This is a genomic window from Anabaena sp. CS-542/02, from assembly GCF_028331085.1.
GTDB classification, from domain to species: Bacteria; Cyanobacteriota; Cyanobacteriia; order Cyanobacteriales; family Nostocaceae; genus Anabaenopsis; species Anabaenopsis arnoldii.
Genome location: NZ_JAQMTM010000054.1, coordinates 1 through 14085, shown reverse-complemented (window position 1 = coordinate 14085; position 14085 = coordinate 1). Strand labels below are relative to the sequence as shown.

The following is a 14085-nucleotide window of genomic DNA, read 5'->3' as shown; positions in this document are numbered from 1 at the left end:
TTTAAATTATATTACATAGGTGGAGTAATCACTTCAGGCATATGCTAAGGTAAATTCAAATGTCTAAAAATACGTTCATTCTTTATTTTTAAGACGTTGACATTAATACCACCAAATTGATGCTTGATTTCAACGCCTTAGCTGAGTTCTCCCGTGACAATTGCATCGGCATTTGTGCATTTCTCGTTCCAGCCAACTTGATTACCTCCTTACTGACCATCATCCTCACAGTATTGCGTCGCCCAACACATCAAGTGTGGAAATCTGCGGGACTTGCTAGCATATTCGCCTTAGCGATGGTATTCCATGTATTTACCTGGTTCATCATTGGCGTAGTCATGTTACCTACTTATATATTGCTCTCCCTAGCAATTAGCGCCTTGCTAAGTAATTTAGCAGCCATTCTTTGGCAAAAGCGCCAGATTGGGAGTCATAGTCAGGCTCAAAACGCTTGATAGGTTTTGCAGCAATATTGACACTCCCACGGCTGAAAGCACGTGGGATTATTGTTTCATCCAGCCAACCTACTTAGAAGAGTTTCCTCCCATTTTCCATTCCCAGAGGTTATTCCGTCTACAAACTTTAGATTATGCGTGCCAAACATTACCCTTTAACTTTAGAATAATGTTTAAATCAAGTCAATACTGAATTGCTCAATGTACCATTAGGTGCTATGTATTCATTCCACGGCTAAAAGTCAGTGGGCTTTGGTGCTTTTATGTTTGTAAAAGATAGTTCCCCACTCCTCAAACCGGTAAAAATTAGGCATTGCAGCACTTGAATATGAGATGCAAAAATCACATTTCTTTAAATCTTGTTATCAAGTAGCAACACCTTTAATCGTGTATCCCGCCCAATAGTAAGGATGACTGTAAAGTTTTTCAGGGGGAACAGTTTCAATACTTCTATATAAAGCTGCTAAATCCACTTGAAGTGTTCGTTTATCAGCCGTGAGATGATTTCGTAAATCTTCATACCATTTTGTGAAATCATCCCCAGTCAGTTCTTTTAACCATAATGTTGCTTCATTTAAAGCCCTAACTGGGGATTTATTGATTTGTAGTCTTCTGTAGAACTCAATCATCACTAAGGCTCTAGCCGATGATTCTACCGTCCATAGGCTACTCACCACATAGGGTACTCCTCCACAGAGAAAACCACTGGCTAAATCCACATATTCCCTGGTAATATTCTGGTTTTTAGTTACCGCAGTTTCACCAGCCGCAAGAGTAACCAATTGATAACTATTTAAATTGCGATCGCGGATTTCTTCTAATGTGATTTTATCTTGATCTACTAATACTAATGCAGATGTTTTTGGGTCATTGTAACAGTTGATAACACTCCCAGAAAAGTGAAAAATACTTTTATTAAATACAGCATTTGCTACTAAACTTTTGGTAGCATTAGCTCCCTGGATTAGTTGGGAGTTATTGAACATTTTGCTGATAATTTCAGCTTCCAATTGAGCAAATTCTAGCGGAGGACAATTCGTGCTTTTGGCAGATTCGACACCAAGGAATATAGGATGCAGCAATGGCGATATACTTTGAGCTTGGACAGACAAACCTGTTTGGACACTGGGTAAATAGCTAATAGTCAAGTTACTTGGTAATTCTTCCGGGGAGGGCGAAGACAGAGAAAAAAGGGCATGGAGAGGTAATCTATGTAAGTCCCGATGGGGAATTAAAATGAGTTGGGTGATATCTTTGAGTTCTTGTATAACTGTGGAAATCTGGAGAATATTTTGGAGTTTCCACAGCTTTTGTGTCATATCCATTCGCCAAACATGATGACTTCTGCTTTGTTGGTCTTCGCCTTGAGTCAGATATTCTTGGTATGAGTGATCCCAATCTTCCAGCCAACGTTCAAATTTAATTAAGCGTCTTACACCTTCGGCTAGAGGTACTTCATCCACAAGCAGGGATTTTCCTTCTAAGTCTGTTTTAACTACATCTTGTATGGGTGTAAAGACTAAAATGGGTGATGGCGCTTGATATTTAATAATGAAGGTATGTAACGCCACTGGGCTAATATGCCAGTAAATAATTGCTGTGTGGGGATTGAGCAGTTGTTGAACCGAAGTGTAGTAGTGTGTATAAGTGTGTTCATGGGAATCAAATAATAGCCAATTTAAACAAGAATTTTTGCCCTGTTCTGCCATTTCCCAAGCTTGTACAAACTCGCCGCACTCTACCGCTAAATCAACTCCTAATTGAGCAATTCCGCTAAATTTGAGGGCTAGTTGTCTTCTACTCTCTTCAGAAGGATTTGGTGAGATCAGTAATTGTGTTAATAAGTCAGTGGCTTGTTGCTGTAGTTCTTGTGCTTGTGCTGTTTGACCTATGGCTAAATATGTTCTGATCAGAGACTGCAAAACCTCTAAATGCAATTCGCTAAACTCTGGTGTTGTTAAGGTTAACAGCGCTTGATTGTATTCAGCTATGGCTTGAGACCAATAATAACGATTTCTGGGCAATTTTTTGCCTAAATCGTAATAAGTGTTACCTTTTTCTATATGCAATCTACCCCAACCTTCTGGATGGGTATCTGGCTGAATATATTTCAACCCTTCCTCTAAGCTGGCTAGTCTACCCTCATAGCCGCCCAGCTGCAAGGCAGGATTTTGTTTGGCGATCCCTGTTAAGGAACTTAACGGTATTTGGGTAGGTAGATGGCCTACAGCAGTCGCTCGACCAATCCAAGCTTCCCAGTAGTCAAGTTTAACTTCTAAGGCGTGGTCGTAGGAAATGATCGCTTTGGCAAATCTGGATAAATAAAACAGCCCTAGCCCTTGGTTATGCCAAGCTAAGTGAAAGTCGGGTTTGATAACTATGGCCTTGTCATAGGAAGCGATCGCTTCCTCTATATTTCCTAACCTTTCCAAGGCAATGCCCCGATTATACCAAGCTAAGTATAAATCTGGTTGGGTGGCAAGTGCTTGATCCCAGGAGGCGATCGCTTGGTTCCAATTTCCTAAATTAAATAATACTACGCCTCGGTCAATCCAGACCTCATGGAAGTCCGGTTGAATGGCGATGGCTTTGTCGTAAGAGGTAATAGCCTCTAGATATTTCTCATCTATAGCCAAGGCTATCCCTCGGTAATACCAGGTATATGGGTCTTGTGGTTCTAAATCCAGGGCTTGGTCATAACTAGAAATTGACTCGCTGATTTGTCCCAATTTTAGCAGGGCTAAACCTTTACCAGACCAAGCCTCTGGATTTTGGGGCTGAATTTCTATAGCTTGGTTAAAGGAGGCGATCGCCGCTTCAAATTCTCCTAATTCACCTAAAGTCACACCGCGATTATACCAAGATTTGTAATGATTGGGTTTTAATGCTACGGCTTGGTCATAAGAGGCGACTGCTTCTGCAAAATCTTCTAAATGAAATAAAGTTAAACCCTTGTTAAACCAATATTCAAAAGCATCAGGTTTGATTGCTATGGCTTGATTATAAGAAATTACCGCTCCTACCAAATCACCGGTTTTCCCCTGCTGAAGACCTTGATAAAAGTACTCTTGCGCTTGAAGGTCATCGGAATCAGCAATAATAGCCGGTGAGAGATAATCTGCTAGCTGTTGGACTAAATTGATATTCTCATTCAACTGCACGAACAACTCATGTAAGGTGTGCGCTACATTTGCATCTAAATTAACCAATAAATCTTGCCAATTTTCAGGAGAAGATACTATTTCCCCTCCTGTTTCTGACTTGATAATCTGAGGTTTTTCTCTTTGTGACTCCCAGAATATTGCCACTAAATTGGGGATTACATCTTTCTCAAATGGGGTGGGCAGATTTGGCGCTGTGATTGTGGTTTCTTGATTTGTATATTCCGAGGTCACTTCTTCGGTATTGTCAGTCAATCTTTCTGAAGCAGAATCAGGGCTTGTGGCTCCTGTCACCTGATATTCTGTATCTATGGCTTGGCCCCGCCAGCCATGAGAATCCCATAAAAACTCGCCCTGGGTAGGGATTAACTCTTTTCCTCCAGATTCCAGTGGTATATTTAATATTTCACTGCTTCTAGTTTCACTCTCTTTGTCATGTTCACCCCATTCTCGGGTTAACAGGCGGATCCCGATTTCGTCAGCAAGTTCACTCACCTTGCCAATTCCCATCTGCCCTAGTTGTATCATCTGTCTTGCTAACTGACGATTGGACTCTGGTGATAACAGCAACTTTTCGCCAAACATCACCAACCAATTTATCCAGCGCTCAACACTGATACGATTCTCCATGCGTTGTAGATACTCAACCGCCCATTGTTTTCCGCGTCCTTGTTGTACACCTTCCAATAACTGGGTAAACAAAAATTCTAGATCTGCATTACTTAGCTCAGGTAGTGGTTGTGCCACCTCAGATCCCCCTACCCTATTGAAGGATGGACTCGACTGATGACCCATGGGGTGCTTGAAAAACTTGTTAAGCCGCTGGAATAGCTGCGTGAGCATCTGTAACACTTTCCGATTTTGTCTTACGTGACATACTACCGTAACTGATTTTTTTTGAAAAATTCAGTGTAGGCTTCTCGTAGGCTTCTCATCCAATCCAGCTAGTGCAATGCCTAGGCCATGCAGGCTATCGGAGACGATGAGCTTTGTTTTAAGTCCACGGAATAGCCTACCGCAGACTATAAATTTCTTAGCGATACTTTTTCGCTAACTAATGTTCAAAAATACATATAGAATTTCCCATACTCGTGAGGTACAAAGTTGTTTAGTTTCAGGGAACAGGGAACAGGTAATAGGGAACAGGTAATAGGGAACAGGTAATAGGCAATTGATGTGTACTTCATTAGCCTGAAAAAGGCTTTAGGTTGAGATTCTCTCTTAAACAAGGCGTATCAACCAACGCGCGCAGATAAATTCCTCGCGCACGATTCAAATCTCGATTTGTGATTTTATCATCTATCCTAGACTTGATGATTGTAGACCCTCCTAGATTGTTGATAATTTCGCCAGTCCAGCTTACCGTTTTTGATGTGTACGCTTCGTTTATATCAACTACTATTTTCTCATATTCCTGAGCTTTGTGTTTGATGAAATGTTTGAATTTGTAGTGGCTTAAAGTAAGCATTTGTCGGACTGACTTCGATCTAATTCTTCTCTTGGCTTTTCTAGACATAACAGATGTCTCGAAAGTAGGAAGCAGAATTACATCAACGCAGCCCCCTACCAATAATTGCAATCCTAGTGGATAGAGGCTTATCATACACCCATAGGGGTGAAGTTAACCATATTTATATTTATCGCCCATCTCCCCATCACCGCTTAACTCCGATCTGTATTTGATTTACTCGCAGCATAATGTTGATTGACTAGTTCCTGGACAATCAACTGTGGATCGTCTGTTTCAATAGCCAGTTGCTGGGCAATTTGCTGGCGTAAATTCTGATCCTGCTGTAACATGACTAACAGCTGATCTAGGGTGACGGTTTGGGTTACTCCCTTGGTGGGTACAGTTGTGTTGAGGGCGTCTAGTCCGTCATATTCCCATATTGGTTCCCTGGAAAGGCGTGTTAACAACTGCATTCCCACTTCATAGGCAACTTTTCCCACTTCACCAACACCCAACTCACCCAGTTGCACTAAGCGAGCGGCTAATTCATTATTCGGTGTAGGTGATGCTAGCAATCTTTCGCCAAAGCGCCGTAACCATTGTATCCAATCTTCAGTAGAAACACGATGTTCAATATTATCTAGCCATTTTTGCGCCCAATCTTTTCCTCTGGCTTGATGGACACCTTCTATAAGTTCGTTGAACAGAAACTCTAAATCGCTATCTGTTAGCGGTGGGGCTAGTCTTGTTACTAAATCATCTTCCATATGGGAGTGAGTTCTTTGGCCGCCAAACCACCTACTAATTAGACTCTTCAACCATTGAATTAACCGCCTGAGCATTTTTTGCTACACCATTGAGTATTGTTGACCATTATACCAGCACAGCCAAGGCGATCAACAGGCCCACAGACCAGCGCGAGGGAGTGTCAAATATACACAAGCCATGTACAAAAGTTTAAAATAGTTCCATCCCAAACTCGACTGGGTGCTGCTAACCAAAATTGAAAGGCACTAAAGTCTTCTATCCATGTCTTACGAACCCCTCCACCACAAGTATCGCCCAAAGAGTTTTGTAGAATTGGTCGGACAAGAGGCGATCGCTACCACCCTCACCAACGCGATTCGCACAGCTAAAATTGCCCCGGCCTATTTGTTTACTGGACCCAGAGGTACGGGAAAAACTTCCAGCGCGCGGATTCTGGCTAAGTCTCTAAATTGTCTCAACAGTGATCAGCCCACTGCTGAACCCTGTGGAGTGTGCGATGTTTGTCAAGGTATCACTAAGGGTTATTCCCTCGATGTGATAGAAATTGATGCCGCTAGCAACACTGGTGTCGATAATATCCGTGAGCTGATTGAAAAGGCGCAGTTTGCGCCGGTACAGTGTCGCTACAAGGTTTATGTGATCGATGAATGTCATATGCTCAGTACCGCAGCATTTAATGCGCTACTGAAAACATTAGAAGAACCACCAAAACACGTAGTTTTTGTGTTAGCCACAACAGACCCCCAGCGAGTATTACCAACAATTATTTCACGCTGCCAAAAATTTGACTTTAGACGTATTCAGTTAGAGTCCATGGTTAAGCATTTAAGTGCGATCGCCTGTCAAGAAAATATTGATATTTCTCCTGATGCTGTCACCTTGATAGCTCAAATCGCTCAGGGAGGATTGCGAGATGCGGAAAGTTTACTAGACCAATTAGCGCTGGTGACTGGTGAAGTCACCCCGAATAAAGTTTGGGATTTGGTTGGTTCAGTCAGTGAACAAGACTTACTAACGCTATTAAAGGCGATCGCTCAAAACCAACCAGAAGCAGTTTTAGATTGCAGCCGTAAAATCCTTGATAGTGGACGGGAACCCCTAATTATTCTGCAAAATCTCGCCGCCTGCTATCGGGACTTACTCATAGCTAAAACAGCGCCTAACCGCCAGGATTTAGTTACCTGTACCCAGCAAACCTGGATAGCACTGGTTGAATTTGCCCAGCAACTAGACATAACGATCATTTTACAGGGGCAGCAACACCTGCGCACAGCGGAACTACAAATTAAAAATACCACCCAACCGCGCTTGTGGTTAGAGGTGACATTATTAGGTTTATTACCCAGTGCTAATCTTCAAATCCAAACTGTGATTACACCTCAGACAGTGAATCCGCCAGTTTTAGGTACAAATTATTACCCTGTTCTTTCTCCACAACCTCAGCCCACGAATCAAAATACCACCCTTAACCCAATATCTTTACCTCAGCCCACAAGTCAAAATAGCACGACTCATCCACCCGCCATCACACCACAACCTCTCACTTCCCCACCAGCAAATGGAACTACTAACCCCCCTTCTGGAGAGAAAGTGACCACGCCATCAGAGTCTGACTTAACTCAAGTTTGGCAACAGGTACTTGTGAATATTCACATACCCTCCCGCAGGGCCTTACTTGGTCAAATGTGCCAGATAATAGAGTTTAATGGGAACTTAGCTCGTATTGCGGTCAAAGGTACTTGGTTAGACGCACTCAAATCTGATCTACCCATGATTAAGGCTGCTTTCCAAGAGATTTTTCAGCGGCAAATCGAAGTTTATCTCGAAAAAGGAACTACTTCGACTGGTAACACCACAAGAACAAATCCTCAAGCACAAAATTATACTCCCGTTCAGCAACCACCAGCACCCAAATACAATCAACTTGTGTCTGATGCACCGCAGCCAGCTACACCTAAACCAGCACCAAGCAAAACCGAATCAACCACCGGTGTACCTAAGCTGCAAACCTTGTCCCCGCCACAAATACCCACAAATCCGGCTAATTGGGGAACCGAAGAAGTGGAAAGCGCAGCCCAGCGTCTAGCCCAATTCTTTGATGGGCAAATTATCCGCCTGACAGGGGATGCATTAGACTTGCCTGAAACCATGACTATATCTGAGTGGATGGACGAGTCAGAACTTGATGACGAATAAAAAAAATCCATCCAAATTTAAATTTGCAAATGGATTTTCAGTGTTAACTTGGCTGTAAAAAGCTAGTCGCCGGTTCCTGAATGCACGGTTTTTACCCATTTTAGACGTTTTGGTCTGAGGGACATCCGAGCAGTGGTACTGCTCATCACAACTAACCAGTGCAACATATACAAAGCACCACGTAGTGTTTGTAACAGCAACAGGAAAGATGTAGAAATATTAAATTTCTCATCTTGACGTATGCGCTTCAGTCCGGCAAACATACCCACAACAGACATACCCACGGATAGTGTAGTTACCGATCCTAAAATTGGTAGACGGTGCCGAGCCAGGGCCATGAATAAATCTGGAATTGCTGCTGTGGGTAGGATATACATACTCAACATAAACATGAGCATATCCCAGGTTTTTCGCGTACCCATGCGGTTTCTCACAATTAGATCCCAGTAATCTAAATAGCGTTGATAGCCGCCTTCTGCCCAACGATTGCGCTGATGCCAAAGGGCGATGGCATTTGTGACACCTTCTTCCTGCACAGCTGGGCAAAATGTACAGTCAATGTCCCATTGGTTTAAATGTAGGCGCAAAGTCAGATCCAAATCATCCGTGATGGTTTCTTCATTCCACCCGCCACAACTTTCTAAGGCTGTACGCCGGACAAACTGACCATTACCTCGGAGTTCGCCAATACCACCCAGGGCAACACGTTGCTGCTGAAACCAGGTATCCAAAGCCATTTCTGCCATCTGACCTTGAGTCCAAAAATTTTCTTTGGCGTTAGCGATGGCTTTTCGCACCTGCACCGCCCCCACCTTTTCTCGTTGGAATAAAGGTACTACCTTGAGCAATAAGTCTGGTACTACCTGAGCATCAGCATCAAACACTGCGACAATTTCGCCCTTAGTCAATGGCAATACCTGATTTAATGCTCCTGATTTGCCGCCACTAGCTTGTGGAGAACGTCTGAGAACCTTGAGTTGCTGATATTCTTGGGCTAGTTGGGCTAAGAGTTCCGGTGTCTTATCTGTGCTGTTATCGTCAATTATCCAGACTTCATATTGCCCATCTGGATATTCCAGATTGCAAAGATTCTTGACTAACTTGCCAATAACGGCTTCCTCATTTTTTGCAGCTACTAGCACAGATACAGAGGGAAAATCTCCCTGGATGTTTTTGGCATAGCGCCGGGGTCTAGCAAATACCACCACTAAGGCATGAAATCCTAGAAGAGTGGTCAGTCCTAGAATGAATATTGAACCCCAAGAAGCTAAATGCAAAGCGATTGTACCGCTCCACACTACAGTCAACATGAGAGCAGCTTTGCGTCTACGTCCTTGAAACCGGGATGGTAGAGACATGGGATCCACCTCTACCACTAACTCCTCCTTATCTGTCGATGGGTCGGATAACACAGAGTTAAGTTGGTCAAGCTCTTCGTAATAATCGTCTTCGGGCCAGGAATTCGCTGGCATAGGTTACTTGATTCAAAAACCAGTTGTTATACAGCTGAAAAAAAGCAAGGAATCCAACACTTGAGAGCGCTGATTTCTGCTTTTATTGCTCCAGCTTCTTTGTTAAAAGCCAATGCATATTAATTGTAACCGAATTTTTAACATTTCTTAGCACCAAATTTCGAGTTTCAAAGTATTTAGGATGATTTATTAGGTTTAGGTTTTACACTGACCAACCCGAAGACAGTAGATTATGGGGAACTCTACCTTGTGAGCACTCCACCCTGCTGCCGTAACCCACTAAAATTAGTAAACACCTTCCTTTTGCAATTAGGAGTGCATGTGTGCCACAATCTGCTAAATGTTTGCTGATTGGCTCAACTGAGATTTATAGTGGTAAATCTGCAACTGTTTTGGGTTTGTCTCATCAGCTACAGCAAAAAGGACTAGATATTGCCTACGGTAAACCCCTAGGCACTTGTTTTAGTGCATCTGGCGGAACCTTAGTTGAGGAAGATGTCCAGTTTATTGCTCATAGTCTGAACTTACCAAAAAACCGTGTTGCGGCCACAATACTGGCTTTGGATGAGGTCAATGTCCAAAGACGCTGGCGCGGCGAAGACAACACCAACTATCGGCAGTTATTAAAACAGCAATATTTGCAAGTTTCCCAGGGAGATTTAGTGTTGCTAGAGGGACCTGGTGATTTGACACAAGGCAGTCTGTTTGATTTGTCCTTGTTACAGGTTGCTGAGACGTTAGATGCGGCTGTACTGTTGGTAACACGTTATAATTCTCTGCTCTCAACTGGGGCGTTATTATCTGCCAAGCGGTATGTGGGCGATCGCCTGGTGGGAGTTGTGATTAATGATATCCCTAGCGAACAATTAGAAATAGTTGACGCTCAATTATGCCCGTTTCTAGAAAAGCAAGACATCCCTGTATTGGCCACATTGCCGAAAAGTGATTTACTCCGCAGTGTCAGCGTTGGTGAACTGGTAAACCAGTTAAAGGCGGAAGTTCTCTGTCGTCGAGATCGCTTGGATTTGATGGTGGAGAGTTTGGCAATTGGGGCAATGAATGTCAATGCGGCTGTGAAGTATTTCCGCAAACGCCGAAATATGGCAGTAGTCACAGGAGGCGATCGCGTGGAAATTCAACAAGCCGCCCTAGAAACCTCTACACAATGCCTGATTTTGACTGGACAGCTGCCACCACCTGCCTTTATTCTCAGTCGTGCTGAAGAGCTAGAAATCCCCATCCTATCGGTTGACTTAGATACCCTAACCACTGTGGAAATTATTGACCGGACCTTTGGTCAAGTACGGGTACATGAACCCATCAAGGTTCACTGCATTCACCAGTTGATGGCTGAGAATTTTGACATTGATCGCTTGTTATCTAAACTAGGCTTAACTCACCGAGGGACATTAGCTTAAGTGCGGCTGGAATCCCCCGTCTTTAGACGTGGGGAGTGTCCAGCAGCTATTGACCTACTGAAGCAAACATCATAAAAATGTAGCAATATGTAACTATATTTGGCTGTTCACCTACACTCTGTTTGGTAGAATAACTGGGTTGTTTAATGTGATTACGTCCATCTTTGAGCCAGTCAACAGACCTTACCAACCTAGATACATTAGCGCAGGAACTGGCGACCATCCAGCAAACGGGTTCTAAGCGAATCGCCTTGTTGGGTTCTCGTCATGTGCCAATTACGCATCAAAATCTCATTGAGATGATGACCTATGCCTTGGTTCTATCAGGCAATCGGGTAATCACCTCTGGGGCTACAGGGACAAATTCAGCTGCCATTAAGGGAGCAATGCGGGCTGATCCCAATTTATTGACGGTGATTTTACCCCAAAGTTTGGAACGCCAGCCCCATGAATCACGCCAACAACTAGAGCAGGTGATGCATCTGGTAGAAAATTCCAGTAATGATAATCTGTCTTTAGCTGAAGCTAGTTACATTTGTAACAAGGAGATTATCTCCCGATGCCAGCAGCTCATCTGTTTTGCTTTTCACGACAGTCGTACTCTGCTGCAAACTTGTGGAGATGCAGAAGAACAAAGAAAAGTTGTCACACTTTTCTACTTTGACTAAAGTGCAGTAAGTCCTCGCCCTGGTAATGATAGATATAGGAAACTGCGAATTGGTAACAGGTAACCACCTGTTACCTGTTCATCACAGCTAACTACAAATACATTGATTGGTTTAATCATGCTATCGCAACTGCCTGTGTCTGTTATTTTGTTGTATTCTATTGCTGCTGCCGCCCTTCTGATTTATCTGCCCTTTCTATTGGTAGCTTATGCGCGGGTGCGGATTGGCTATGAAGCCCTTGCTACTCCTCGCGCCATGTTTGATAAATTGCCCCCCTATGCTCAAAGAGCCACGTGGGCGCATCAAAACTCCCTGGAAGCATTTATGTTGTTTGCCACCGCAGCACTGATGGCATATGTAACTGGGGTAAATTATACTACAGCAACAGTGGCGGCGATCGCTTTTGTGGTGGCGCGTTTGCTATACTCAATTTTTTATATTTTGAATATACCCCTATTGCGATCGCTGATGTTTGCCATTGCCTCCCTGAGCTCTGCTACTCTGATTATCTCCAGCATCATTCAAGCCCAGAGTTAATTGGGCAGTAGAAATGCGGGTTTAAAATCACCGGTAAACCGAAAATCTAAAATTGTTTATGGCTTCTACATATTCCTTTGACATTGTGAGCGACTTTGATCGACAAGAGTTAGTGAATGCTGTCGATCAAGTTATGCGAGATATCAAAGGTCGTTATGACCTCAAAGATACTCAAACCACTGTAGAGTTAAACGAGCAAACCATTAATGTCAGCACTGACAGCGAGTTTACCTTAGATTCTGTTCACAACATTCTCCGGGAAAAAGCCGCCAAGCGTCAGCTTTCTCAGAAAATTTTCGAGTTTGGCAAAGTTGAATCAGCTAGTGGTAACCGTGTACGTCAAGAAATCACACTCAAAAAAGGCATCAGTCAGGAAATAGCTAAACAAATTTCCAAATTGATTCGGGATGAATTCAAAAAAGTACAAGCCTCAATTCAAGGTGATGCTGTACGAGTTTCAGCTAAAGCTAAGGATGACTTACAAGCTGTGATGCAGCGTCTGAAACAAGAAGACCTTCCTGTGGCTTTACAATTTACCAATTACCGTTAAACAACCTACGGGGTGGATAAAATCCACCCCATACCATTTTTTAAAAATCAGGTCTGATACTTTTTCGCTAATTATTAACTAGTTAATTGCCTTCCGCATTACCTGAGATTAAAGAACTTTGTGAGTGTGGGAATGCTGCTTAACATTGTCTTCTTTAGTGACAACTCTAGCGGCATTCAGTACGCGCTTACGCTCCGTTGAATATTCAAAATCAGTGTAGGTTGTACCTAAAGGAATGAGGGACTGTGCAGTTTCACGTCGTTTGTAGGTGCGAGCTGCAGCAAACACCCGCACAGCGAATTCTTCCCCAAACTGAGTCGAATCTGGAAAGCCATCTGGTAACACAGGTGTATTGCCATCCAGAACAGATCCCAGGGTGGTTGCACAAGCCAGCTTATAGGAGGTGGGAATACCTTTGAACAATGCTTCTAAAGCAGCAGAGGGAATTGGTTCTACTACTTCCACTTGATAAACTTCCCCATCTTCCTTAATGAAGCAGGTTGATAGACCTATAACAATATAATCGTTAGCGGTGAGATCTGGTGCATCTTCATAGGAAATTGCTGTTGTCATAAAAATTTTCCCAACCTTCAAAATTACGATGTGTGCTTGAGTGCTATACTTGGCCGTCGCCTACAGCATGAGTTAGATTGACACTCCCCACGGCTAGAAGCCGGGGGATTCTTGATTCACGGGGATTCCAATGAATTTACCCTCCCCAAGCATCTTGACCGTGTGCCCCACGGCTGCAAGTCCACGTATAGCGACTACCTGAGCGGCTGCAACATCTCTATCTGTTGTATACCCGCAATTTGAACAAACATGAGTACGCTCCGACAGTTCTTTCTTACCTGTCTCAACTCCACAATTAGGGCAGATTTGGCTGGTTTTACGTGAGTCTACCTTTTGAAAATAGACATCGCGCTTAAAACAGATTTGTTGAAGGATATTAAAAAACTGACCAAATCCAGCATCCAAGCAATGTTTACCCAGCATTGAACGGGATAAGCCAACTAAATTTAAATCTTCCACAAACACCATCCCAGCACTGTCACAGATTTGATGAGACAACTTTCTGTGCCAATCTTGACGACAATTAGCAACGTACTCATGTAATTTAGCAACTTTTTTTGTGCTTTGTGCCAATTGTTCGAGCCTAACCGTTTTTTGGTAACACGCTTTTGCAGCAATTTCAGCTTGCGTTCGGCATCTCCAAAAAATCTCGGACGTTTGATTAAAAGACCATGAGAAGTTGCTATAAAATTTGTTAGACCGACATCTATTCCTACTGGTTCCCCATGTGGTAGAGGTTGGGGTACGGCTACATCCCACTGTACTGTTAACATTACGTACCACCCAGAGGCACGCTTAACTACACGTGCCTGTTTAATCACCCCTCCATCTGGCATT

General features: G+C 43.2%; 13 protein-coding genes and 1 pseudogene. 6 read left to right on the top strand and 8 right to left on the bottom strand.

The features are described 5' to 3' along the window. The first annotated feature begins 119 nt into the window (after nt 1-119). Entirely contained in the window at nt 120-455 is a 336-nt protein-coding gene (locus tag PN447_RS05680; protein WP_271733469.1) for a hypothetical protein, read from the top strand. Nucleotides 456-820: 365 nt separating this feature from the next. On the opposite strand, the gene PN447_RS05675 is transcribed toward PN447_RS05680, so the two are convergent. The 3 genes from PN447_RS05675 to PN447_RS05665 all read right to left on the bottom strand — a co-directional run bounded on the left by PN447_RS05675 (nt 821) and on the right by PN447_RS05665 (nt 5908). Next, nucleotides 821-4459, bottom strand: a complete 3639-nt coding sequence (locus PN447_RS05675; RefSeq protein WP_271761524.1) for a CHAT domain-containing protein — start codon at nt 4457-4459, stop codon at nt 821-823. Nucleotides 4460-4802: 343 nt separating this feature from the next. After that, nucleotides 4803-5084, bottom strand: coding sequence for a zinc ribbon domain-containing protein (locus PN447_RS05670; protein ID WP_271761552.1), 282 nt, complete (start codon nt 5082-5084; stop codon nt 4803-4805). A gap of 194 nt (nt 5085-5278) precedes the next feature. Beyond that, nucleotides 5279-5908 carry a hypothetical protein gene (locus PN447_RS05665; protein WP_271761522.1) on the bottom strand — a complete coding sequence of 210 codons (630 nt, stop codon included), beginning with the start codon at nt 5906-5908 and terminating at the stop codon, nt 5279-5281. A gap of 187 nt (nt 5909-6095) precedes the next feature. Here PN447_RS05665 and PN447_RS05660 point away from each other — a divergent pair, with 187 nt between their 5' ends. Beyond that, nucleotides 6096-8030: a DNA polymerase III subunit gamma/tau gene (locus PN447_RS05660; protein WP_271761521.1), complete on the top strand. Its 1935-nt coding sequence runs from the start codon at nt 6096-6098 to the stop codon at nt 8028-8030. 62 nt (nt 8031-8092) lie between these two features. Here PN447_RS05660 and PN447_RS05655 read toward each other — a convergent pair whose 3' ends face one another. Further along, entirely contained in the window at nt 8093-9502 is a 1410-nt protein-coding gene (locus PN447_RS05655; protein ID WP_271761519.1) for a glycosyltransferase, read from the bottom strand. Nucleotides 9503-9825: 323 nt separating this feature from the next. Here PN447_RS05655 and PN447_RS05650 point away from each other — a divergent pair, with 323 nt between their 5' ends. Both PN447_RS05650 and PN447_RS05645 read left to right on the top strand, forming a co-directional pair. Further along, the gene (locus PN447_RS05650; RefSeq protein WP_271761517.1) at nt 9826-10920 is read left to right on the top strand and encodes a phosphotransacetylase family protein; all 1095 of its coding nucleotides are present in this window, start codon (nt 9826-9828) and stop codon (nt 10918-10920) included. A gap of 164 nt (nt 10921-11084) precedes the next feature. After that, complete coding sequence (locus PN447_RS05645; RefSeq protein WP_271733477.1) at nt 11085-11588, top strand: DNA recombination-mediator protein A; 504 nt, start codon at nt 11085-11087, stop codon at nt 11586-11588. Here PN447_RS05645 and PN447_RS05640 read toward each other — a convergent pair. Then, complete coding sequence (locus PN447_RS05640) at nt 11585-11707, bottom strand: hypothetical protein (protein ID WP_271761515.1); 123 nt, start codon at nt 11705-11707, stop codon at nt 11585-11587. The two genes, PN447_RS05645 and PN447_RS05640, sit on opposite strands and share 4 nt — an antisense overlap. Between PN447_RS05640 and PN447_RS05635 the strand changes: the two genes are divergently transcribed. Together PN447_RS05635 and PN447_RS05630 are read left to right on the top strand one after the other, a co-directional pair. Further along, nucleotides 11706-12125: an MAPEG family protein gene (locus PN447_RS05635; RefSeq protein WP_271761513.1), complete on the top strand. Its 420-nt coding sequence runs from the start codon at nt 11706-11708 to the stop codon at nt 12123-12125. The two genes, PN447_RS05640 and PN447_RS05635, sit on opposite strands and share 2 nt — an antisense overlap. Before the next feature lie 58 nt (nt 12126-12183). Further along, the gene (locus PN447_RS05630; protein ID WP_271733479.1) at nt 12184-12675 is read left to right on the top strand and encodes a YajQ family cyclic di-GMP-binding protein; all 492 of its coding nucleotides are present in this window, start codon (nt 12184-12186) and stop codon (nt 12673-12675) included. A gap of 108 nt (nt 12676-12783) precedes the next feature. Here PN447_RS05630 and PN447_RS05625 read toward each other — a convergent pair whose 3' ends face one another. The 3 genes and pseudogenes from PN447_RS05625 to PN447_RS05615 form a co-directional block, all read right to left on the bottom strand. Continuing rightward, nucleotides 12784-13248, bottom strand: coding sequence for a hypothetical protein (locus PN447_RS05625; RefSeq protein WP_271761511.1), 465 nt, complete (start codon nt 13246-13248; stop codon nt 12784-12786). Between the two features lie 93 nt (nt 13249-13341). Then, on the bottom strand, nt 13342-13821 hold the full coding sequence (locus PN447_RS05620) for an RNA-guided endonuclease InsQ/TnpB family protein (RefSeq protein ID WP_271761509.1): 480 nt from the start codon (nt 13819-13821) through the stop codon (nt 13342-13344). Between the two features lie 35 nt (nt 13822-13856). After that, nucleotides 13857-14021 (bottom strand): annotated as a pseudogene (locus PN447_RS05615) (RNA-guided endonuclease TnpB family protein); the annotation flags it as partial. Between the last annotated feature and the right edge of the window lie 64 nt (nt 14022-14085).

Coding starts and splice junctions, on each gene's coding strand:
- PN447_RS05680 (WP_271733469.1), top strand. CDS start 120: ATGCTTGATTTCAACGCCTTAGCTGAGTTCTCCCGTGACAATTGCATC.
- PN447_RS05675 (WP_271761524.1), bottom strand. CDS start 4,459: ATGCTCACGCAGCTATTCCAGCGGCTTAACAAGTTTTTCAAGCACCCC.
- PN447_RS05670 (WP_271761552.1), bottom strand. CDS start 5,084: ATGCTTACTTTAAGCCACTACAAATTCAAACATTTCATCAAACACAAA.
- PN447_RS05665 (WP_271761522.1), bottom strand. CDS start 5,908: ATGCTCAGGCGGTTAATTCAATGGTTGAAGAGTCTAATTAGTAGGTGG.
- PN447_RS05660 (WP_271761521.1), top strand. CDS start 6,096: ATGTCTTACGAACCCCTCCACCACAAGTATCGCCCAAAGAGTTTTGTA.
- PN447_RS05655 (WP_271761519.1), bottom strand. CDS start 9,502: ATGCCAGCGAATTCCTGGCCCGAAGACGATTATTACGAAGAGCTTGAC.
- PN447_RS05635 (WP_271761513.1), top strand. CDS start 11,706: ATGCTATCGCAACTGCCTGTGTCTGTTATTTTGTTGTATTCTATTGCT.
- PN447_RS05640 (WP_271761515.1), bottom strand. CDS start 11,707: ATGATTAAACCAATCAATGTATTTGTAGTTAGCTGTGATGAACAGGTA.
- PN447_RS05630 (WP_271733479.1), top strand. CDS start 12,184: ATGGCTTCTACATATTCCTTTGACATTGTGAGCGACTTTGATCGACAA.
- PN447_RS05625 (WP_271761511.1), bottom strand. CDS start 13,248: ATGACAACAGCAATTTCCTATGAAGATGCACCAGATCTCACCGCTAAC.